General features: G+C 57.9%; 22 protein-coding genes. 13 read left to right on the top strand and 9 right to left on the bottom strand.

Annotation, left to right across the window (positions count from 1 at the left end):
* The first annotated feature begins 10 nt into the window (after positions 1–10).
* Together mnmC2 and L0664_RS11910 are read left to right on the top strand one after the other, a co-directional pair.
* Complete coding sequence (gene mnmC2 / locus L0664_RS11915; protein ID WP_235226070.1) at positions 11–664, top strand: tRNA (5-methylaminomethyl-2-thiouridine)(34)-methyltransferase MnmC2; 654 nt, start codon at positions 11–13, stop codon at positions 662–664.
* Positions 661–1,527, top strand: a complete 867-nt coding sequence (locus L0664_RS11910) for a DMT family transporter (protein WP_235226069.1) — start codon at positions 661–663, stop codon at positions 1,525–1,527. The genes mnmC2 and L0664_RS11910 overlap by 4 nt, the downstream gene beginning before the upstream one ends.
* On the opposite strand, the gene L0664_RS11905 is transcribed toward L0664_RS11910, so the two are convergent.
* Positions 1,524–3,629 carry a lytic transglycosylase domain-containing protein gene (locus L0664_RS11905; protein WP_235226068.1) on the bottom strand — a complete coding sequence of 702 codons (2,106 nt, stop codon included), beginning with the start codon at positions 3,627–3,629 and terminating at the stop codon, positions 1,524–1,526. The two genes, L0664_RS11910 and L0664_RS11905, sit on opposite strands and share 4 nt — an antisense overlap.
* A 153-nt stretch (positions 3,630–3,782) precedes the next feature.
* Between L0664_RS11905 and dapA the strand changes: the two genes are divergently transcribed.
* Positions 3,783–4,655 (top strand): 4-hydroxy-tetrahydrodipicolinate synthase, encoded by an 873-nt coding sequence (dapA, locus tag L0664_RS11900; protein WP_235226067.1) that lies wholly within the window; start codon positions 3,783–3,785, stop codon positions 4,653–4,655.
* A gap of 56 nt (positions 4,656–4,711) precedes the next feature.
* Here dapA and L0664_RS18565 read toward each other — a convergent pair whose 3' ends face one another.
* The 3 genes from L0664_RS18565 to L0664_RS11890 are packed head-to-tail and all read right to left on the bottom strand — an operon-like array spanning position 4,712 to position 7,168.
* Complete coding sequence (locus L0664_RS18565) at positions 4,712–4,837, bottom strand: hypothetical protein (RefSeq protein ID WP_268821649.1); 126 nt, start codon at positions 4,835–4,837, stop codon at positions 4,712–4,714.
* Between the two features lie 6 nt (positions 4,838–4,843).
* Entirely contained in the window at positions 4,844–5,917 is a 1,074-nt protein-coding gene (locus L0664_RS11895; protein ID WP_235226066.1) for a DUF2157 domain-containing protein, read from the bottom strand.
* Between the two features lie 57 nt (positions 5,918–5,974).
* Positions 5,975–7,168, bottom strand: a complete 1,194-nt coding sequence (locus L0664_RS11890; protein WP_235226065.1) for a winged helix-turn-helix domain-containing protein — start codon at positions 7,166–7,168, stop codon at positions 5,975–5,977.
* A 72-nt stretch (positions 7,169–7,240) separates the two neighbouring features.
* On the opposite strand from L0664_RS11890, the gene smpB reads away from it, so the two are divergent.
* The 5 genes from smpB to L0664_RS11865 all read left to right on the top strand — a co-directional run bounded on the left by smpB (position 7,241) and on the right by L0664_RS11865 (position 11,189).
* On the top strand, positions 7,241–7,717 hold the full coding sequence (gene smpB, locus L0664_RS11885) for an SsrA-binding protein SmpB (RefSeq protein ID WP_235226064.1): 477 nt from the start codon (positions 7,241–7,243) through the stop codon (positions 7,715–7,717).
* A gap of 144 nt (positions 7,718–7,861) precedes the next feature.
* Positions 7,862–8,173 (top strand): hypothetical protein, encoded by a 312-nt coding sequence (locus L0664_RS11880; RefSeq protein ID WP_235226195.1) that lies wholly within the window; start codon positions 7,862–7,864, stop codon positions 8,171–8,173.
* Positions 8,174–8,295: 122 nt separating this feature from the next.
* Positions 8,296–9,153: a 3-mercaptopyruvate sulfurtransferase gene (gene sseA, locus L0664_RS11875; protein ID WP_235226063.1), complete on the top strand. Its 858-nt coding sequence runs from the start codon at positions 8,296–8,298 to the stop codon at positions 9,151–9,153.
* Complete coding sequence (locus tag L0664_RS11870; RefSeq protein WP_235226062.1) at positions 9,153–10,337, top strand: amino acid aminotransferase; 1,185 nt, start codon at positions 9,153–9,155, stop codon at positions 10,335–10,337. Before sseA ends, L0664_RS11870 begins: the two co-directional genes overlap by 1 nt.
* A gap of 78 nt (positions 10,338–10,415) precedes the next feature.
* Entirely contained in the window at positions 10,416–11,189 is a 774-nt protein-coding gene (locus L0664_RS11865; RefSeq protein ID WP_235226061.1) for an SDR family NAD(P)-dependent oxidoreductase, read from the top strand.
* A gap of 72 nt (positions 11,190–11,261) precedes the next feature.
* Here the strand turns inward: L0664_RS11865 and amt are convergent, their stop codons facing one another.
* A complete protein-coding gene (amt, locus tag L0664_RS11860) occupies positions 11,262–12,572 on the bottom strand; it encodes an ammonium transporter (protein ID WP_235226060.1) in 1,311 nt (436 codons plus the stop codon).
* A 21-nt stretch (positions 12,573–12,593) separates the two neighbouring features.
* Complete coding sequence (locus tag L0664_RS11855) at positions 12,594–12,932, bottom strand: P-II family nitrogen regulator (RefSeq protein ID WP_235226059.1); 339 nt, start codon at positions 12,930–12,932, stop codon at positions 12,594–12,596.
* A gap of 274 nt (positions 12,933–13,206) precedes the next feature.
* Here L0664_RS11855 and L0664_RS11850 point away from each other — a divergent pair, with 274 nt between their 5' ends.
* Positions 13,207–15,354, top strand: a complete 2,148-nt coding sequence (locus L0664_RS11850) for a transglycosylase domain-containing protein (protein ID WP_235226058.1) — start codon at positions 13,207–13,209, stop codon at positions 15,352–15,354.
* On the opposite strand, the gene L0664_RS11845 is transcribed toward L0664_RS11850, so the two are convergent.
* The 3 genes from L0664_RS11845 to L0664_RS11835 are packed head-to-tail and all read right to left on the bottom strand — an operon-like array spanning position 15,355 to position 17,047.
* A complete protein-coding gene (locus L0664_RS11845) occupies positions 15,355–15,702 on the bottom strand; it encodes a hypothetical protein (RefSeq protein ID WP_235226057.1) in 348 nt (115 codons plus the stop codon).
* Complete coding sequence (locus L0664_RS11840; protein WP_235226056.1) at positions 15,702–16,301, bottom strand: MlaC/ttg2D family ABC transporter substrate-binding protein; 600 nt, start codon at positions 16,299–16,301, stop codon at positions 15,702–15,704. Before L0664_RS11840 ends, L0664_RS11845 begins: the two co-directional genes overlap by 1 nt.
* A complete protein-coding gene (locus L0664_RS11835; protein WP_235226055.1) occupies positions 16,301–17,047 on the bottom strand; it encodes an MlaA family lipoprotein in 747 nt (248 codons plus the stop codon). Before L0664_RS11835 ends, L0664_RS11840 begins: the two co-directional genes overlap by 1 nt.
* A 180-nt stretch (positions 17,048–17,227) precedes the next feature.
* Between L0664_RS11835 and L0664_RS11830 the strand changes: the two genes are divergently transcribed.
* From L0664_RS11830 to L0664_RS11815, 4 genes are read left to right on the top strand one after another with little or no spacing between them, the layout of a single operon-like run.
* Positions 17,228–18,982: a type I secretion system permease/ATPase gene (locus tag L0664_RS11830; protein WP_235226054.1), complete on the top strand. Its 1,755-nt coding sequence runs from the start codon at positions 17,228–17,230 to the stop codon at positions 18,980–18,982.
* Positions 18,979–20,271: an HlyD family type I secretion periplasmic adaptor subunit gene (locus tag L0664_RS11825; RefSeq protein WP_235226053.1), complete on the top strand. Its 1,293-nt coding sequence runs from the start codon at positions 18,979–18,981 to the stop codon at positions 20,269–20,271. Before L0664_RS11830 ends, L0664_RS11825 begins: the two co-directional genes overlap by 4 nt.
* A gap of 30 nt (positions 20,272–20,301) precedes the next feature.
* On the top strand, positions 20,302–20,760 hold the full coding sequence (locus L0664_RS11820; RefSeq protein ID WP_235226052.1) for a RidA family protein: 459 nt from the start codon (positions 20,302–20,304) through the stop codon (positions 20,758–20,760).
* A complete protein-coding gene (locus tag L0664_RS11815; protein ID WP_235226193.1) occupies positions 20,760–21,506 on the top strand; it encodes a glycerophosphodiester phosphodiesterase family protein in 747 nt (248 codons plus the stop codon). Before L0664_RS11820 ends, L0664_RS11815 begins: the two co-directional genes overlap by 1 nt.
* The last annotated feature ends 8 nt before the right edge of the window (positions 21,507–21,514 follow it).

The following is a 21,514-nucleotide window of genomic DNA, read 5'->3' as shown; positions in this document are numbered from 1 at the left end:
ACACCTGAGCATGACAGACCAGCGGGCGGAATTGGAATGGCGCGAAACGGGCGTGCCTGTGTCTGTGCGATTTGATGATCCGTACTATTCATTGGACGACGGCGTTGCCGAAACGCGCCATGTGTTCTTGGAGGGAAATGACCTTCCCGCGCGGTTTCGTGACGGGTTTCATGTGGCGGAACTGGGGTTCGGCACGGGGTTGAATTTTCTGGTGACGCTGGCCGCGTGGCGGGCCAGCGGTGCGCAAGGTGTTTTGAAATTCACCAGCTTTGAGGCCTTCCCGATGGACATCGACGAAATGCACCGCGCGTTGTCGGTATTTGAAGATCTGCCAACTGCGGTTTTCGGGGCTGAATTTCCCACGCGCCTTGACGGGCCGGATTTTGAATTGCGTGTCGTGATTGGTGATGCGCGGGCCACCTTGCCGGACTGGGGCGGGCACGCGGATGCGTGGTTTCTGGACGGGTTTTCGCCCGCCAAGAACCCCGAATTATGGGGCGCTGACCTTATGGGGGCGATTGCGGCACACACGGCCAAGGGCGGCACTGTCGCGACGTATACGGCAGCCGGATTCGTGCGGCGAGGGCTTGAGGCGGCGGGATTTGGGGTGGAACGGGTCGCAGGCTTTGGGCGCAAGCGCCACATGACGCGGGGCACGCTATGACCGCTGAGAACACACGGCTTGGCATTGGGTTAATGATCGCGACGACGTTTGTGTTTGCCGTGCAGGACGGGATCAGCACGCATCTGGCCTCTGAATATAACGTCATGATGATTGTGACGATCCGCTATTGGTTTTTCGCGGCTTTCGTTATCGCGATTGCACGACGGCAGGCGGGATCAGTGCGCAATGCCGCGGCGACGTCACAGCCACTGCTGCAAATCTTTCGCGGGCTACTTTTGGCGGCTGAAATTTGCGTCATGGTGGCCGCGTTCGTTTATCTTGGGCTGATTGAAAGCCATGCGATTTTTACGTGTTATCCGCTGCTTGTCGCAGCGCTGTCCGGCCCTGTTTTGGGCGAACAGGTCGGTTGGCGACGATGGAGCGCGATTGGCGTGGGGTTCATCGGGGTGTTGATTATTTTGCAACCCGGTGTGGCGGTGTTCAGCCCTGCGGCAGCGATTCCGCTGCTCGCCGCGTTTATGTTCGCGCTTTATGGATTGCTGACGCGGTATGCCGCGCGCCGTGACACCACCGCGACGTCGTTTTTCTGGACAGGCGTCGTGGGGGCTGTCGCGATGACGCCGCTGGGTTTGTGGCATTGGGAACCGATGATCGGCAACGATTGGGTCTGGATGGGCGCGCTGTGCATTACGGGCGCGTCGGGGCATTGGTTGCTGATCAAGACCTACGAAGTGGCCGAAGCCAGCGCGGTGCAGCCGTTCGCCTATCTTCAGCTGGTCTTCGCGAGTGTGATTGGTCTTCTGGTTTTCCGCGAAACGCTGGAACTGAATGTCGCCATCGGGGCGGGTCTTGTCGTGGCGGCGGGGATATTCACGTTGTGGCGCGCACGGCGCAACGGCTAGTCGCCTGCGCGGGCCACAGGGCGGGTGGGTTGCGGGCCGCTGGGCGCAGATGGCGCGAGTTCGTTGGCGCGGCGCACGGGCGGCGTGGCGTTTATCACCGCCTGCTGGACGCGATCAGGGCGCGCGACGGGGCGCACCACAGGGGCCGCGCCGATCAGGATATCGGTGAAGTTAACGGGTGCGATCCGGCCCGTCAGGCGTGCGCGATAGACGGGGATGCCTTCGGTGACGCGCATGACGTAGTTGCGGGTTTCACGAAACGGGATGTGTTCGATCCAATCCACGACGTCGACGGGATCTGGATTGGTAAAGCTGCGGCGCGGATCGCCGCGATCCGTCATCCAGGATTTCGGACGGCTGGGCCCCGCGTTATATCCAGCGGCGATCATCACAGGGCTGTCGCCAAATTCACGTGTCAGATACGCGAGGTATTCGGACCCGAGGGCCGCGTTATATTCCCAATCGGAGGTCAGGCGCCCACGGCTGTAGGGACGGTCCAGCCAGCGCGCCACATCTTGTGCGGTTGCGGGCATCAGTTGCATCAAGCCCAGCGCACCAACGCTGCTGCCTGCGTCTGTGCGAAATTCGGATTCCTGACGCGCAATCGCGAGGGCGAGCGCGGGTTCGACCGGCAAATCCAGTTCGGCCATGGGGTGGATCGGAAAGTAAACATCCTGCACCAATTCGCCCGTTCGCACCGCAGTTTTGGCGATCAGGACCGCATAGAACGGTTCTTCGATATCCATGAACAACTGGCCAAGCTGCCCGATTTGCTGGCGTGACATGGTTTCAGCCGCTTGCGCGAAGAACAGAACGGCAAGGCCGCGTTCGCCAGCGTCCAGCAACGCGAGGCCCGCACGCACGAGGTCATTTTCCAGAACGGAACTGGTGCGCCAGTCACCAAAGGATTCGCCCCCCGAGATGTCTGGGTCCATCGTCAGGCCCAGCTTTTCCGCGCTGAGCAGTCCGTAGAATGACGTTTGATGATCTGCGCCAGCGGCAAAGGCCTCAACCGCGGCGGCGGCATTGCCCAGACCTTCATAGGTGCGGCCCAGCCAATAGCCTGCCCGCCCTTTGGAAATGGGGGAGGTGACAGAGGCGTCAAAGCGGCTGAAGTGCACCAACGCCGCGTCGTATTCTTTGAGGTAGGTCAGCGCGATATAACCCGCGAGCCATTCCAGATCGCTGTAGTTGTTTTGATCGGGTTCGATGAAGTGCAGCGCCGCGAGGCGATAGGCGACCGCGATGTTGCCTTCGCGCATCTGCCAGCGCGCAAGAATGCGCCGCCAAGAACCCCAGCGCCACGGTTCACCCAGCGTTTCAGCATTTTGCGAACGGTCGCTTAAGATTGCGGTGGCTTGGGTCCAGTCCCCGCGATCGGCGAACCAGTTAAAGCGATCATAATGCAGGCCCGCATCATCAGCGAGGCGATCCGGCACGAGGTCTTCGCGGGCGATGACATCGCTGTCGCGGTTGATGATCGCGCTGCGTGCGCGAAACAGGGCTTGTCGGCCTTCGTCCACCAACGGGATGACATTGGACGCATCAGACGTGCGCCAGCGCCACAGCAACATATCGGCACGGGCGGCGTGGTGCGGTGCGACCACATCGGGAAAAGCATCAAGGATGGATTGGTGGTCTTCGTCTGACAGCGTGTCATTCAGCCAGATATCGATCAGCATCGCCTCTGCGTCGTTCTGACGGCCCTTTGCGATCAGGGCATTGGCGTAGGCCACGGCCCCTTCGCCTGTTTCAACGTCCTGTTGTTCAAGAAAGATCAGAATTTCATCCGGTGTCATTTCTTCGGCCATGCGCCGTTCAACACGGGCGCGGATGCGGGACAAACCGGGCCAATCCGATCGCGTCGTAAGAAAATCGATCATTTCGGGGAACGTGCCATCGTCACTGCGCAGGCGCATCCATGTGAACAGATCGCGGTGCAACGCATCCGTCGTTTGGATCAGCTGCAATGCTGTGTCGATATCGCCGTTTTCGCGCGCGTCATTGGCCTGTGCAAACGTCGCATCGACGCGCACATTCTGCGCCTGGGCGGATGTCATCCACACCATGCCAACCAAAAGAGACGCAATGAGCGACTTCATTCCCAAAATGATCCTTCCCGACGTGTTCGCGTCACATAGGTATGCTTTGTGCAGCTTCGCGCAACTCACAAACTTGGCAAAGGCGAAAAACCCCACTAGAGACCACGATATTAACGGACCAATTCCGGTCCCCCTAATTTAAGGATGCGTATCATGATCAAAGGGTCTCTCCCTGCTCTTGTCACGCCGTTCACGAACGGCCAGCTGGATCTCGATACGTTGAAAAAACTTGTCGAGTGGCATGTGGATCAAGGCACGCACGGTTTTGTGCCCGTTGGCACGACTGGCGAATCCCCCACGCTGAGCCATTCTGAGCATGATTTGGTCGTCGCGACGGTTATTGAAGCATCTGCCGGGCGTTTGCCTGTTGTGGCTGGTGCCGGGTCCAACAACACCGCTGAAACCGTGCGATTGGTGAAGGCCGCCAAAGCCGCTGGTGCGACGGCTGCGTTGGTTGTGACACCGTACTACAACAAGCCGATCCAGCGCGGGTTGATCGAACATTACACCCAAGCGGCGGACTGCGGTTTGCCGATCATCATCTACAACATCCCCGGCCGGTCCATCGTGGACATGACGCCCGAAACCATGGGTGAGCTGGCCAAGCACGAGATGATCGCAGGCGTCAAAGACAGCACAGGCGATGTGGGCCGCGTTCTGGCACAGCGCATCACCTGCGGTACGGATTTCATCCAAGTGTCGGGTGAAGATGCGCAGGCCCTTGGTCACCGCGCCATGGGCGGCATGGGATGCATTTCTGTGACGGCCAATGTTGCGCCGAAACTGTGCGCAGAGTTCCAGAACGCCATGAGCGATGGCGATTTCGCAACCGCCCTTGAATATCAGGACCGTTTGATGCCGCTGCATCAGGCGATCTTTACCGAGCCCGGTTTGGTCGGCGCGAAATACGGCATGTCGCTGTTGGGGCTGTGTTCGGATGAGGTGCGTTCACCCCTGACAGGGTTGGAAGACAGCACCAAAGAAAAAGTACGTGCGGCGATGGTTCACGCGGGGTTGTTGAACTAAATTTCTGGCGTTTGAATTTTAACGGGCGGGGTGATGATCCCCGCCCGTTTTCGTTTTCAGGATGCGATGGCGTGGCGGTCCTCAAACACGTTGTTGAGGCGCCACAGCCCCCATGCCAGCGGGATTGCGGCCAAACCACCGACCACATAGGCCAGCGGTTCGTCATAGAACGTTTCAAACATCTGGGTTTAGGCGTGGATGCCGCCAAATGTCATGGCCGCATTGAAGATACCGCGACGGCTGGTGGTGGCCGCCCAGAAGGCCGCGGCGATCAGCAGGATGGCCCACACGATCGAATACACGTGTTCCGAAATCACGAGGGTCGATGCCTCGAACGCGTCTTTCGCAGCGCGGAATTCTTCAAAAGTGCCATCGTAGCGCCAGCTGGAATGGCCCGGCCCCCAGATGTGGCTGCCCACGACATCGCCCCAAAGCGACCCCACGAGGAAGCACATATTGGCAACGATAAACGCCATGATCCCAAACATATGGGAGTGGCGGCGGTGGCGGTCTGTCAACACGCCCGCCAAAGCCACGCAGATTGCCATTGCGACGCCAAGTTGCAGGATCGAAAGGGTGCTTTCAGGGCTATAAAACGCATACATCGCGTGCCAATAGAACGTGCCCGTCTCAAGCATTTGCGCGAAGGGCACGATGGCCAGCGCCGTGACCAGACGCACATCAACCAACACGCCAAGGCCGATCAGAAGCAGTGTCACATACAGATGAATCATCGGCACAGGCACACCCGACAGATCAATCGCGTCACCCCAGATATAAAGGCCCGCAATGTGCATCGCCGCGCCCATAAGCGTAAGGCTGCCTGTGAGGAACCGTGCGTGCGGCGGACTGCGTTGAAAGATAACCGTACAGAACGCGGCGGCGATTGCGCCGATAATGATCAGGACCAAACCGCCCGATTGTTCGCCCAGTTTATCGACAAGATCGAACATGGCGCCAAAGGTTAACATGCCCGCGCCAATCAGGGCGGCGGCATTGCCGAACATGCGGTAGATATCCCCTGCCCGCAAAAGAACGAAAGCCCCCGCCGCAAGAAACAGCCCCCCAACGATGGACACGGCCAGCGCATCAGCCAGCAGGAAGACAAAACCGATGGCGGCGGCGATGATGCCCAAGCAAAGAACGGCATTAATCACGAGGGATACCATTACTTTTCGGGACCGACTGGCGATGGTCGCGCCCTGATCAGGGGTGATGACCCCTTCGGCAATCAGGGCTTGGGTTTGGATGACGTGGGTCATGGCGTACCTCCAGAATCAAAGTGAACAATGTTCAATTTTCACATTTATGAACATTGTTCAAGTATTTTCTTTGAGCCAACCCTGCGCCCAGTTCACGGATGTGCTGCCAACAAACGTCGCGACGCGGTCGATTTCAGCCTCAAGCGCTTTGATGCGGGCCTTGCCCATACGCACTCCTTTTTCGGGCCAGAACGCGGTGACAAGTGTCGCGTCACCGTCGCGTTTGGTGTCGATGCGTCCGATCATCCGGTCCCCCTGCATGACGGGAAACACATAGTAGCCATAGGTGCGTTTGGGGGCGGGCACGAAAATTTCGATGCGGTAATGGAACCCGAACAGACGTTCCGCGCGCTTGCGGTCACGCAAGGCCGGATCAAACGGTGACAGCAGCCGCACACGTGCGTTCGGGTCCGGCGGTGTGGTATCGATTGCGTTGGGCCACATGAAAGACCGGCGCAGGCTGCCGTCTGTGGCCTCAATATCAACCTCGGTCAGGCGCTGGGATTTAAGGGCCGATGTGCACCATATCTTGGCTTGGGCGGGTGTGATGATGTCATAAAACGCCGCGAGCTCACCCGATGTGGCGAACCCGAGCCGATCCAGCGCCGAAGTACAGGCCCAATCGATCATGTCGTGTTCCGCGACATGGGCGTTCAGGTGTTCAGGCGGGATGACCCGTTCTGTCAGATCATAGACCTTGCGAAATCCGGTGCGGTGACAGACGGACAAATCGCCGGACCGCCACAGATATTCGAGCGCGGTCTTGGACGGATGCCAATCCCACCAACCGCCTGATCCTTTGGCCTCGTCTTTGCCGACATCCATGGACGTGCAGCGGCCTTCATCCGTGATCTGTTTTAGCACCGCATCAAGCTGTTCGCGAAACCCGTCGCGCCGCCACGCGCCCCAGCGCTTGTCCATGAACGCTTTGTCTTTGGCGAACTTGTGCCGCCACATCGCAAAGTGGTTCATCGAAATGACCGACGCATCATGGGTCCAGTGTTCAAACGCCCCGCGGGTTTTCATCAGCGCAGGCAGATGGGGGGCGCGGTATTGCTGGCGGCGTGACCACAATATCAAATCATGGGCCCGCGCGAGTGTGTTCACGCTGTCGACCTGCACGAAACCAAGGTGATCAATCACCGATTGCAGGTCAGCGCCCTTGCCCGCCCCGCTGCGCGACCCGAGCAATAAATGGCGATCCAGAAACATCCGCCGTGCGGTTTGGTTTTTAAGAATGGGGCGTGTCATAGCGGGCCTTACTGTGTTTGCATCACCCTACGTCTTGTCGTCGCGCCTGCCATCCCCTATCTGCAAGGCGTTATGGCAAAGAAACCCGCGACCGATCCAAACTACAAAGTCATCGCCGAAAACCGGCGTGCCCGCTACGATTTCGCAATCGAGAGCGACGTTGAGTGCGGGATCGTGCTGGCGGGGTCCGAAGTGAAATCCCTGCGCACGGGACAATCCAATATCGCCGACAGTTACGCCACCGTGGACAACGGTGAACTATGGTTGGTGAACAGCTATATTGCGCCCTACAAACAAGCGATGTTCCCCCATGAGGAACGCACGCGGCGCAAGTTGCTGGTGTCAAAACGTGAACTTGCGCGGATGTGGAAAGCGACCCAGCGCGACGGCATGACTCTTGTGCCGCTGGTTATGTATTTCAACCACAAAGGCCGCGTGAAGATCAAAATCGCGATCGCCAAGGGTAAGCAAAAACAAGACAAACGCGCCACCGAGGCCGCCCGCGATTGGGGCCGCAGCAAGGCCCGGTTGCTGCGCCACGGCGACTAAGTATCTGGCTTGAGGGGAAAAACGCCCCGATCCTCCCACTGTTGATCGAATATTAACTTCTGTTAATCTGCGCACGGTACAACCCTTGGTGGGCTGAGGTGTGCGGTTTTGAATATGCGCACCGTGAATATAAGGAATACGACTATGGAAATGATTCTTGGATTGCTGATCCCTGCACTGTCTGGTGCGGCGGGTGGTAACATCATCGGCAAAGTTGCTGGCGCGCTGAACGGCGGCGGCACGTTGAACACAATTCTTGGTGCCGTTGGCGGTTTGGGTGCGGGATCTATCCTTGGCTCAATCGGCGTTGATACGGCAAGCGGTGCCGATGCGGCAGCGGCTGTATCCAACTTTGACATCGGCACGCTGATTTCCGGCGTTATCGGCGGTGGCGCTGGTGGTGCGGCACTTGGCGGTATCGGTGGCATCATCAAGAACATGATGTCCAAGGGCTAAATCGGCCTGAAATGATTTGAAGGAGCGTCCGGCGTTGCTGTGGCGCTCCTTTTTTGTAGCAAACCTTGCGTAAACACAGGGGCAGGTTTAGGGACAAAGTGATCCTAACGCGCAGGTTTGACATGGCACTTGATGACCCCAAAACACTTGTTTCGACGCAATGGCTGGCTGATCACATCAAAGACCCCGACCTGCGGGTGATTGATGCGTCGTGGTATTTGCCAGACGCGGCGCGCGACGCCCGTGCAGAATACAAAGCCGCCCACATTCCAGGTGCGCGATATTTCGACATCGACGAGATCAGCGACCAACGATCAGAGCTGCCGCATATGGTGCCGACTGTGGAAAAATTCATGTCGCGGATGCGCAAGATGGGTGTCGGCGATGGCCACCAGATTGTTGTATATGACGGGGCCGGAATATTCAGTGCAGCGCGTGTTTGGTGGATGTTCCGCCTGATGGGCAAAACCGACATTGCCGTTCTGGATGGCGGTTTTCCCAAATGGCAGGCAGAGGGCCGCGCCGTCGAAGACATGGCCCCGATGGTGCGCGACCGCCATATGACAGTGACGCGCCAGAATCAGATGGTGAAGGACGTCACGCAGGTCGCGTCCGCGTCAAAGCTTGGCGATTATGTGATTGTCGATGCCCGCGCGCCGGACCGTTTTGCAGGCACCGCGCCGGAACCCCGCGAAGGCATGCGATCCGGCCATATCCCGAACGCGCGCAACGTGTTTTACCGCGACCTTTTGAACCCCGATGGCACCATGAAATCACCCGACGTCATGAGCGAGATTTTCCGCAAGGCCGGTGTTGATCTGGCAAAGCCTGCCATTCTGTCCTGCGGGTCCGGTGTGACCGCCTGCATCCTTGCGCTTGCGATGGAACGACTGGGGAAAACCGATCACGCAGTTTACGACGGAAGCTGGTCCGAATGGGGCACCTTCCATGACCTACCAATCGCAACTGGAGACACCTGATGTTTGCGCAGCTAAACGCCCAACCCAAAGATAAAATCCTTGCCCTGATGGGGGCATTCAAGGCCGACCCGCGCGACACGAAAGTCGACCTTGGCGTAGGTGTGTACAAAGACGCATCCGGCCACACGCCCGTTATGCGTTCGGTGAAGGCGGCCGAACGGCGTTTGGTCGGTGAACAAACAACCAAGTCTTACGTCAATCTTGCGGGTGATCCGGCGTTTGGCGATGCAATGGTTGATCTGGTTTTGAATGGTGCGGTTGCGCGCGAACGTGTTGCGGCAGCAGCCACACCGGGCGGCACTGGCGCGATCCGTCAGGGGCTTGAGCTGATCAAATTGGCAGCGCCAGACGCGACAGTTTGGGTGTCTGACCCCACATGGCCGAACCACGAATCCATCATCAAATACCTGCATATGCCGATGGGAAAATACCGCTATTTCGATGAGGCCACGCGCGGCGTGAACTTTGATGGCATGTTGGCTGATCTAAAGAATATCAAAGCTGGCGATGCGGTTTTGCTGCACGGTTGCTGCCACAATCCAACGGGCGCGAACCTGACGGCAGACCAGATGGCGCAAGCGATTGAAGTGATCAAAGCGCAAGGCGGGATGCCGTTTGTCGACATCGCATACCAAGGTTTCGGGGATGGCCTTGACGCGGACGGCGCCGCGACACGTGCAATTGCGTCGGCGTTTGACAACGTATTGATCGCGGCGAGTTGTTCCAAAAACTTTGGCGTCTACCGAGAACGTACTGGCATCCTGATGGCCGTCGCCAAGGACGAGGCGGAACGCGATATCGCGCAGCAAAACCTCAACTACCTGAACCGCCAGAACTACAGCTTTCCGCCCGATCACGGTGCGCGGGTTGTGACCATGATCCTGACGGACCCCGAATTGCGCGCCGATTGGGAAGCCGAGCTTGAAGAAATCCGTATCGGCATGTTGGGGCTGCGCAAACAGCTGGCGTCTGAACTGCGCCGCCTGTCCAATTCAGACCGGTTTGATTTTCTGGCCGAACACCGTGGGATGTTTTCACGTCTGGGCACATCACCCGAGAACGTCGAAAAGCTGCGCGCGGATTACGGGATTTATATGGCAGGCGACAGCCGCATGAACATCGCGGGTCTGAACGAAGACACCATTCCGGTGCTGGCCAAGGCGATCATTGACGCGGGGATCTAACCGCGACGACAATGTAATTTCGAACGGCGTGACCAGGTGACTGGTCACGCCATTTTCTTATCAACGAAGGACTATTTCATGCCCAACACAGCCCTTATTACCGGCGCATCCGCAGGCATTGGTGCCGAATTTGCGCGTTATCATGCCTCCCAAAAGGGCGATCTGATCCTTGTGGCGCGCCGCCTTGATAAACTGGACGCACTGAAGGCCGAACTTGAGGCCGCGCACGAGATCACCGTCCACACGATTGCCCAAGACCTTGGGGTGGACGGCGGGGCGGATGCGTTGGTTGCGGCCGTTGACGCGCTGGGGCTGGATGTCGACATCTTGATCAACAACGCAGGGTTTGGTGGGCATGGGCGCCATATCGATCGTGACCTTGGCGATGAACAGGCGATGATTGATCTGAACGTAAAGGCGTTGGTGACGCTGTCCCATGCATTTGGCGGCAGAATGGCGGCTAAGGGCGGCGGCAAAATTCTACAAGTCGGGTCAACCGCTGGGATGATGCCGGGCCCTTTGCAGGCGGTGTATTTCGCGACAAAGGCGTTTGTGCAATCGTTCAGCCAAGCGCTGGATCATGAATTGCGCGACCACGGCGTGACATCCACCGTTCTTGCACCGGGCTATGTTGAAACAGATTTTGCAGAGCGCGCAGATCTTGGCGGTACGGATTTGGTGAAGTCCGGCAAGACCCCGCAAAGCGTCGCCAAACATGGCTACGACGCGATGGTGGCAGGCAAGCTGGTGACGGTCAACGAAACCCAACTTGGCATTCTGACACAGTGGATCATCCCGTTTTTGCCGCGCCGTATGGTGTTGAACATGATCGAGAAGATGCAAAGCAAGTAGGCATCCCTGCGCCGCAAACGTAAAAAGGCCCCGCTGTCACCAGCGGGGCCTTTTCAATTCGGGAGGGCAAATTTAGCCCTTTGTGAAGTCTGGGTAGGCTTCCATGCCCAGTTCTTCTTTGTCGAGGCCGTTGATCTCTGCCTCTTCGGAGACGCGGATGCCCATGACGGCCTTGAGGATGAGCCACAGGATCAGGGAAGCAACGAAGGTAAACACACCGTAAGCCACGATACCTGTCAGCTGGGCTGTCAGTGTCGCGCTGCCAGAGAAGACAACAGCGATTGTGCCCCAGATACCTGCGATCAAGTGGACCGGAATGGCACCAACAACATCGTCGATCTTGAACTTGTCCAGCATTGGAACCGTGAAGACCACGATCACACCACCAACACCACCGATCAGAAGCGATCCGAACAGGGAAGGCGCAAGCGGCTCAGCTGTGATGGACACCAGACCGGCAAGCGCGCCGTTCAGAACCATGGTAAGGTCGACCTTGCCGTACACAACCTGCGTCAGGATCAGCGCGGCGACAGCACCGGCAGACGCGGCCATGTTTGTGTTGGCAAAGATGCGGCCCACGTCTGTGATGTCGCCTACGGTGCCAGCAGCCAACTGCGAACCACCGTTAAAGCCGAACCAACCCAGCCACAGGATGAATGTACCCAAAGTCGCAAGCGCAAGGTTGGAACCCGGCATCGGGTTTGTGCGGCCGTCTTTGTATTTACCCAAACGTGGGCCAAGGACGATCGCACCAGCCAAAGCAGCCCAGCCACCGACAGAGTGCACAACTGTGGAACCCGCGAAGTCAGAGAAGCCGAGCTCGGACAACCAGCCGCCACCCCACTGCCAGGACCCAGTGATCGGGTACAGAATACCAGTCAGAACGACCACGAAGATCAGGAAGGGCCACAGTTTGATGCGTTCAGCCAAAGCACCCGATACGATGGACGCTGTTGCGGCTACAAACATCAACTGAAAGAAGAAGTCGGACGCGACAGATGCGTAATCCAGTGCGGCGTCCGCTGCGGACAAGCCGACAGGTTCAAGCACAGTTGGCACGAAATTGAAGGCGAAGAAGCCGTTAAAGTCGCCCGGGTACATCAGGTTGAAACCAACCAGCCAGTACATGATGCCCGCGATTGAGAACAATGCGATGTTCTTTGTCAGCTGCATTGCTACGTTTTTGGATCGCACGAGACCGGCCTCGAGCATGGCGAAACCTGCCGCCATCCAGAACACCAGGAAGCCGCCCACAAGGAACAGCAGCGTGGTCATAAGATAAGGTCCGATTTCATCGAACGTCGGTGCGGCGTCTTGCGCCAGCGCCAAGGTCGGAAGCGCTGTAAGCGCGCCTGCAACCGAGAGTGTTTTCATAAATTTCATCTGTTTTCCCCTCTTGCGCGCTTAAATCGCGTCGTCGTTGGTTTCACCGGTGCGGACACGCAGGGCGCTTTCCACATCGAGAACGAAAATTTTGCCGTCGCCGATTTTATCGGTCTTGGCGGTGGAGGCGATTGTGGCGACAACTTCGTCGGCCATGGCGGCGTTCACCACGATCTCTAGTTTCACTTTCGGCACGAAGTTCACGGCGTATTCGGCACCGCGATAGATCTCTGTGTGACCTGATTGGGACCCGAAGCCCTTGATTTCAGTCACCATCATGCCGCGCACTCCGATGGAGGTGAGGGCCTCGCGGACCTCCTCCAACTTGAACGGTTTGATTGTTGCAATAATAAGTTTCACGCGTATCCCTTTCGGTTTTCGAACGGCAGACCCCACGGCCCGGCTGGCCTTAAAAGGTCGCGATCGCTGACTTACCTCAAGATAAGGGGGTGCGGCATTCTTATGCACATGCGGCATTTCGCCCAAAAATTGCACAATTTCAGCACAGAGATTAATTTTTAGGCAGGCAGAAAAATGCTCATGGGTGGGACAACGTCCCTGACTTTTGGAATCGGGGGCGATACTGTGTACCGAACGAACGCCAAAATGGCGCGCAGAGTGAAGTTGAGCAGATATGACCGGTAGACGAGGACCAAAGCCACCATTGGTGGCCGAAAAGCGCACCAAAGCTGCGCCCGCAAAACGTAAATCGACAAAGCCCACGCGCCGCAAGAAGGCCGCCCCGAAGCGGCGTGGTTTGCTTGGCACGATCATTTGGCCCTTCAAATGGCTGCTGATTCTGTTCTGGCGTATTTTCTGGCGCGGTGCGGTTGTCGTGACGTTGTTGATTGCGGTGGGTGTGTTTTTCTATGCTGCAACCTTGCCGCAGATTGACGAACTTGTTGATGGGCGCACGCGTGGTTCGGTGACGTTACAGGACGCCTACGGCGACACATTTGCATGGCGTGGTGACCAGTTTGGCGGGATGATTTCTGCCGATGCGGTCAGTGAAAACCTTCACGATGCGGTCGTCGCGACAGAAGACAAACGGTTCTATTGGCATTTTGGCGTCGATTTTTACGCGACAGCCGCCGCGATGGTGCGCAATTTCCGCAATGGCGGAAATCCGCTGTCGGGTGCGGGCGGGTCATCGATCACGCAGCAGACCGCGAAGCTTTTGTGCTTTGGTCGTCCGTTTGATCCCGATACGTGGGAAGACGAGGCTGCCTATGAGGCTGACTGCCGCCGCACGACCCTTTGGCGCAAAGTGCAAGAGGCGGTCTATGCCTTCGCGATGGAAGCCCGTTATACCAAGTCGGAAATCCTTACGATTTATTTGAACCGTGCCTATCTGGGTGCGGGATCACGCGGGTTCGAAGCCGCATCGCAACGCTATTTCGGTGTATCGGCTGCACAGGTGAACGTGCCACAGGCGGCGATGCTTGCCGGACTTCTTAAGGCCCCGTCGAGCTTTGCACCAACGCGCAATTTGCAGGTGTCGCAGGATCGCGGCGCGACAGTTATACGCCTAATGCAAGAGAACGGCTATCTGAGCGAGGCAGAGGCCGCCAATGCACAAGCCAACCCTGCCACCCTTTCCGAAGCGGCGCGCGCGCGGGCGGGCGGGTATTTTGCCGATTGGGTTATGGACAGCGGGCCGAACTTTTTCACCGACGGCACGACTGAGGACGTGATTATCGCCACCACGCTTGATCCACGTATCCAGACAGCCGCAGAAGAGGCGCTGACATTTATCTTCGAAGAACGGGTGCGTGAAGGATCAGAGGCCCAGGCCGCAATCGTCGTGATGTCCGCAGACGGTGCAGTGCGGGCCATGGTTGGCGGGCGCGATTTGACCGTTTCCGGTGCCTTTAACCGTGCCACGCAAGCGTTGCGCCAGACCGGATCGGCGTTCAAGCCGTTCGTCTATGGCACGGCTCTCGACCTTGGGATGTCGCCGTTTGATATCTTGTTGGATGCGCCAACGTGCTGGACAACGCCGGGATCCGGGGAATGGTGCCCACGCAATTATACCAACGACTTTCAGGGCGAAGTCACGATGGTTGAGGCATTGCAACGGTCCCTCAATATTCCGGCTGTCGCGTTGTCTGAACTTGTGGGCCGTGAAAACGTGCGCACGGTTGCTGAAAATTTCGGGATTGTAAGCGACCTTGCGCAAGGTCCGGCGCTGGCCCTTGGTGCGTCCGAAAGCACGTTGGTTGAAATGACCGGTGCCTATGCGGGTATCCTGAATGGTGGGTCGGCTGTTAAACCCTATGGCCTCGTTGAATTGCGCCTGATTGGCGACGCAGAACCGCTGTTGACCGCGACGGGTGGCATCCGTGAACGGGTGATCCAGGAAGATGCGGCACGTCAGCTGACGTGGATGATGTATCAGGTTGTTGAAGGCGGATCAGGGCGACGCGCCGCGATTGACGGTTGGGAAATCGCAGGCAAGACCGGCACGACCCAAGGCGCGCGCGATGCATGGTTTATCGGATTTTCAGGTGACTATGTGGCCGGTGTCTGGATGGGGTATGACAATAACACGCCGCTGACAGGCGTGACCGGGTCTGGCCTGCCAGCCGACATCTGGCACGAAACGATGGTCCGCGTTCTGGGCGGGCTGACCCCGACATCACTACCCATGCAAGTGCCCGCACAGGCGCAAACGCCTTTGGCACAACCCGGCGAAGGCGGCGACGGATTGGGTTTCACACCGCAAGAAGCAGACAACATCATCAACGATCTGTTGCGGGAATTGCAGAACAATGGTGGGTGATTATTCGGCTTCGCAGCGCGAATAGCGAAAGGCGTAGCCGTCCCACAACATGATGATCCCGCCATCATCTTGGGCGTCATTCATGACCATCGCGCGTTCTGTCCAAATCTGACCATCGCCAGAACAGTTCATCGTGTACAAGGTTGCATCCATGTCCACGACCTGAACAGGGCGCGTCATGCGGCATTCCATTTCGACACCATAAAAGATGCCGTCTTCGATTTTCAACGCGCCACCATCTACCCCGACCAGCGCGCATTCGGCATTGGCGTTTTGGCGGTATGTGCCATCATAGGGCGTGGCCGTCGCAAGGACCGGCGCGAGGATAAGAGCGGTTGCGAGGCGCATCAGCTTAGGTCGCGGATCAGTGCATCGATGTCACCGCCGCGCGCATCCAGCATCGCACCGATTTCAGCGCGCTCGGACAGCAGCATATTGATGCCTTCAATGATCAGATTGAAGAACACGGGGCGACCCGGGCGGTCAGACACGTGGAAATCAACGCGGAACGGCGATTGGCCCGGCAACACGGCAAGCGTCTGGACTTCCATGTAGTTGTTCACGGGCTGCGCGCCCTGCACCTGAATTTGGCCGCCCGCGAATTCATTAAAGCGGCGACCATATTTGTTGGCGAGGTAGATGCCGAACGCATTGGAAAATGCGCTTTTCTGGGCGTTAGACGCAGAACGCCCATCATTGCCCAACGCATAAGCCGCCAGATAGCTGGTATCGGCGTAGCGATCAAAAATCCCCTTGAAGCTGTTGACCATCGAATTGACGGACGCACCCGAGGAAATCACGCTGTTGATGTCGGTCACGGCAGAATTCACCAAACGCTCCGCTTCGCTTCCGGTCAGCGCAAAGCCAGGAAGCGGCGCGGTTGCCAGAAGGCTTGCGCCGCCGATTGCCAACACATTGCGGCGGGAAAAACTAAGGTTCGGCATCATTAAAATCCTTCAATACTCAGATCACTTGCGAACGGGTCGATTTCGGAGGCCGCGGGTGGGGCCTCGCCCAATTCAAAGCGCCGATTCTGCAAGTACACAAGACGGGCCTGTGCGTAGCTGTCGGCACTGTCATAGAGCACGCTGTCGAATGTATCCATGAATGTGCCGCGTGAAATCGCGAGGCTCGCGATGCGTGACCCTGTGCTGTATTTCACTTGGGTCGCTGTGCCAACGCTTTGGAGCGGATCGAAAATCAGGTCAACAAACGTTCCCACGGCATCGCGTTCCGTGGATGGACCAAACACCGGCAATTCAACATAGGCACCCTCAGGCGCGCCCCACACAGAGAGGGTTTCACCGAAATCGGTGGAGTCTTCGTCGATGCCGATACCGCCGGCCGGGTCAAACAGGCCGCCAATTCCAACTGTGGAATTGATGATAAACCGCATGGTATTTGTCACGGCCCCGCCGATATCCGCCTGCAGCAATCCGTTGGCTACCATGCCCGGTAAGGCGATGTTATCTGCAAAATTCGCGACCGGCGTTGTGAATTCTTCCGGCACGACGGATGCAACCTGACCTGCGGGGCGCAACACGTTGCGATCCAAGCCTTTGTTGAAGGCGTGAACACTGCGGTTTGTATCTTCGTACGGATCGTTGAACTGGGCGCCCGGCGTCGGGGCCGTGCAGGCCGAAAGAACCGCTATGGCGGATAGGACGCAGATGGCGCGAAAGTGGATAGGCAAAGAGCGTGACAATGGCGAATTCCGAACAGAGGTTGTTAATAGGAGGGAAGTAATACTTTGGTTTCGGATAGCCAGAGGCAGTAATGACAATGTGGCCGGGCGTGATGCATATGCGACAAAGTTTTAACACTAAGTCCGCATAACCGCAGGCAAAACACCAAGGAAGGCGAAAAAGCGCCCATGATGCTGAAAGAACCGACCCGCGCCGAGATCCGTGAGGGCCGCGCCGAACTTGTCGATATTCGCAAGCGGTCGCGCGGATTGTATTGGTTCGTCGCGATTTTCAGCAGTTTCGTCAATGCGCTGATGCTGACCGGGCCGCTTTACATGCTCAATGTGTATGATCGCGTTCTTGGGTCACGGTCGTTTGAAACCTTGGTCGCGTTGTCGGTTCTCGTTGGGTTTATGTACCTGATGATGGGTATTCTGGATTACGCCCGCGGCCGGATTATGGGGCGGATCGGCGCGCAGTTGCAGACGGATCTGGACGAGAGGGTGTTCAATGCCGCCATGACCGCGCGCGCAAAGGGCCGCGCCACCGCCGAGGCCGCGACAGGCCAACGCGATCTGCAATCCTTGCAACGTGCAATTACGTCCCCCGTGGCCATGGCGTTGTTCGATTTGCCTTGGACGCTTATTTTCATGCTCGGCATTTTCGTGTTTCACCCCTACTTGGGCTACCTTGCCATTACGGGCGGGCTGCTTTTGATCATGGTTGCGATCATAAACCAGTTGACCAGCAAACGCCCCCTGCAAGACGCCAACGAAGCAACGCACCGCGCCGAAAACATGGGCGAACAACTGCGCACTGGGGCGGATACCATTCAAGCGCTTGGCATGCGCAAAGCAGCGTTTCAGCGTTGGATTGACCTGCGCAACAAATCGTTGCGCGCGGGCATTAAAGCCGGCGATCTGGGGGGCGGTTTTGGCAGTGTGTCGAAATCTTTTCGTCTGTTCTTGCAATCGGCGATGCTTGGCGTGGGTGCCTACCTCGTTCTTGAGGGAGAGCTGACACCGGGCGCAATGATTGCGGGGTCTATCTTGCTGGGGCGCGCCCTTGCCCCGATTGAAATGCTTGTCGGGCAATGGCCCGTTCTGCATCGTGGCCACACAGGCTGGATAAACCTTGCGCGTCTGTTAGGCGCTGTGCCCCCAACAAAGGCGCGCACAGAATTGCCACGACCAAAGGCCCTGCTTGTCGCCGATCAGGTGACGGTTTTGCCCCCCGGTGAAACAAAGGCATCGCTGCGCATGATATCATTTACGGTAAACCCGGGTGAGGCTGTGGGGGTAATTGGGCCATCTGGCGCAGGTAAATCTACCCTCGCGCGCGCGCTGTCCGGGCTTTGGGCACCTGCGGGCGGCACCATACGGCTCGATGGGGCGGCGCTGGATCAATATGACCCCGATATTCTGGGCAGCTACATCGGGTATTTGCCCCAAACGGTGACCCTTCTGGCGGGTACAATCCGTGACAATATTGCGCGGATGTCTTCCGATCCTGATGATGCGGCTGTCATCAAGGCTGCCAAACGGGCCGCCGCCCACGAGATGATTTTGAAGCTGCCCGACGGATATGATACCATCCTTGATCCAAGTGGCGGGCGTTTGTCCGGTGGTCAGGTGCAGCGCGTTGGGCTGGCCCGTGCGATGTATGGTGACCCTGTGTATCTGGTGTTGGATGAACCTAATTCGAACCTCGACAATGAAGGGTCTATCGCCGTGAACAACGCGATCCGCATGATGCGCCAAGAAGGCCGCTGCGTTTTTGTCATGGCCCACCGCCCCGCCGCAATCGAGCAGTGCGATAAGCTGATGTATGTTGATGGTGGCGTCATCAAAGCCTTTGGCCCGACGGACGAAGTTAAGGCGCAAATTCTTGCGAACAGGGCACAAATTGATCGTGGCAAAGGCCAGGGCGGGGGCGTGACATGAAAACGGAATGGTCCGCACGGCGTCCTTTGACGCTTGGTATTCTGGCGCTGGTGGTTCTGGTGGGCGGTTTTGGTGGTTGGGCCGTAACGGCGCAGATCACAGGTGCCGTCATTGCCAGCGGCTTGATCGAAGTTGATCAAAATCGCCAAGTTGTACAGCATTTGGATGGCGGTATCGTCACGGAAATTTTCGTGGATGAGGGGGACGTTGTGGCGTCCGGCGACGTTCTGGTGCGCCTTGACGCACAAGATCTACGGGCCAGTCTTTCCGTTATCGAAGGTCAGTTGTTCGAAGTCCTCGCGCGGCGCGCCCGATTTGAGGCAGAGCGTGACAATGCCGATACCCTGACATTTGATCCGCTGCTGGACGAAGCCAACCCAGACACTGTGGAAGGGCTGAAAAACGGTCAGATCAACCTATTTTCAGCGCGGCTGGATTCCGAAGCGCGGCGCATTGAACAGTTGATGAACCGCAAGAACCAGATCGCGTCACAAGTGCGCGGTATAACGGCCCAACAGGACGCGTTGGAAACGCAAATGGGCCTGATCGACGAAGAGCTGACCAATCAACAGGCGCTCCTGGATCGCGGTTTGGCGCAAGCGTCCGTTGTGCTGAATTTACAACGCGAACAGGCTCGTTTACGCGGTCAGGTGGGCGAATTGACGGCATCGGTTGGCGGTGCCGGCGAACGCATCATCGAGATCGAGATCGAGATTCTCGGGCTGGAAGACACCCGCAGAGAAGAGGCGATTACACGCCTGCGCGACCTTCAGTTCAACGAATTGGAACTGCGTGAACAACGCACGACCCTTGTGCGTAAATTGGACCGCCTGGATATTCGCGCCCCTGTCGGCGGGATCGTTTACGGGCTTCAGGTGTTTGGATCGCGTGCGGTCATCCGCGCCGCTGATCCGCTGCTGTTTATTGTCCCGCAGGATCGCCCCCTTGTGATCGCAGCGCAGGTGGCCCCGACGGACATCGATGTTCTCACGATTGGGCAGGATGTCAGCATTCGGTTCTCGGCGTTGGATCAACGCACCACACCGGAGCTTTATGGCACCGTGGCCCTGGTCTCTGCGGATGCTTTCACCGACACCGCCACAAGCGCATCCTATTACCGCGCAGAAATCGTGCTGAACGAGGGCGAAATTACGCGTTTGCCAGAGGGTGCGACGTTGCTTCCGGGCATGCCTGTCGAAACATTCATCCGCACCGCAGATCGCACGCCGCTTAACTACCTGACGCGGCCCCTCATGGATTACATTGCGCGGACTTTCAGGGACGGATAGCGTGCCCGTAACTTTTCAGGAGGACCGCCCATGTCTATCGAAGCCCGTCTTGCAGAACTCGGCGTTACCCTGCCGGACGCCCCTGCCCCCGCAGCCAATTACGTGCCCTGGGTTCTGAGCGGAAACCAGTTGTTTGTGTCAGGCCAAATTTCAGCCGACGCAGACGGTTTTATCACCGGAAAGCTGGGCGCGGATATGACCGCCGAAGACGGTGCAGCCGCCGCCCGAACCTGTGCGATTTCGCTTTTGGCGCAGCTTAAGGCCGGGTGCGGCGGCGATATTGATCGCCTTGTGCGGGTTGTGAAACTGGTCGGCTTCGTCAATTCTACTGCTGATTTTGGCGATCAGCCGAAAGTCATCAACGGCGCATCAGATTTCATGGTCGAAGCACTGGGCGACAAAGGGCGTCACGCGCGCAGTGCCGTATCCGCCGCGTCATTGCCGTTTGGCGTGGCCGTCGAAATCGAAGCCATTTTCGAAATCGCATGATGTCGCTTCCCAAAACATTCTTGAACCGCCCGTTGGCCCACCGTGCTTTGCATGATGACACGATGGCTGAAAATTCGCTTGCGGCTGTGCGAGCCGCCGTCGATGCGGGCTACGGGATTGAGATCGATATTCAACCGTCAAAGGACGGGGTGCCGATGGTGTTTCATGACTACGATCTTGCGCGTCTTACCGGGGTGTCCGGGCCCATCGCACAGGCCAGTTCGGCAGGATTGGGTGCAATCGCACTGTCTGGCGGGGGTGGCACAATCCCGACCCTTGCAGCGGTACTAAAGGTTGTGGCGGGGCGTGTGCCGTTGTTGATCGAAATTAAGGACCAAGACGGCGCCCTTGGCCCGAACGTAGGCCCGCTGGAAAACGCCGTCGCGCAGGATTTGAAGGGGTATGAAGGCGATGTCGCGCTGATGTCGTTCAATCCTAATTCGGTCGCCGCCTGCCAGCAATTCGCGCCCGACATTCCGCGCGGAATTACAACCTGTTCCTACCCCGCGAAAGACTGGCCGATGGTCCCGAAAGCCGTGCGATACGCGCAGGCGCGCATCCCTGATTTTGACCGTGTGGGTGCCTGTTTCATCAGCCACCAGCAGGATGATCTGGCATCCCCCCATGTGATTGCGCTGCAAGACCGCGGCGTGCCGATTTTATGTTGGACCGTGCGCAGCCCTGAAATTGAGGCCCGCGCCCGCAAAATCGCCGATAACATCACCTTTGAAGGTTACCGTGCTTGATTGCGCCG

It is taken from the genome of Octadecabacter dasysiphoniae, assembly GCF_021532615.1.
Lineage (GTDB): Bacteria > Pseudomonadota > Alphaproteobacteria > Rhodobacterales > Rhodobacteraceae > Octadecabacter > Octadecabacter dasysiphoniae.
The sequence above is the reverse complement of the archived record's forward strand: the minus strand, read 5'-3'. Positions and strand labels throughout refer to the sequence as shown.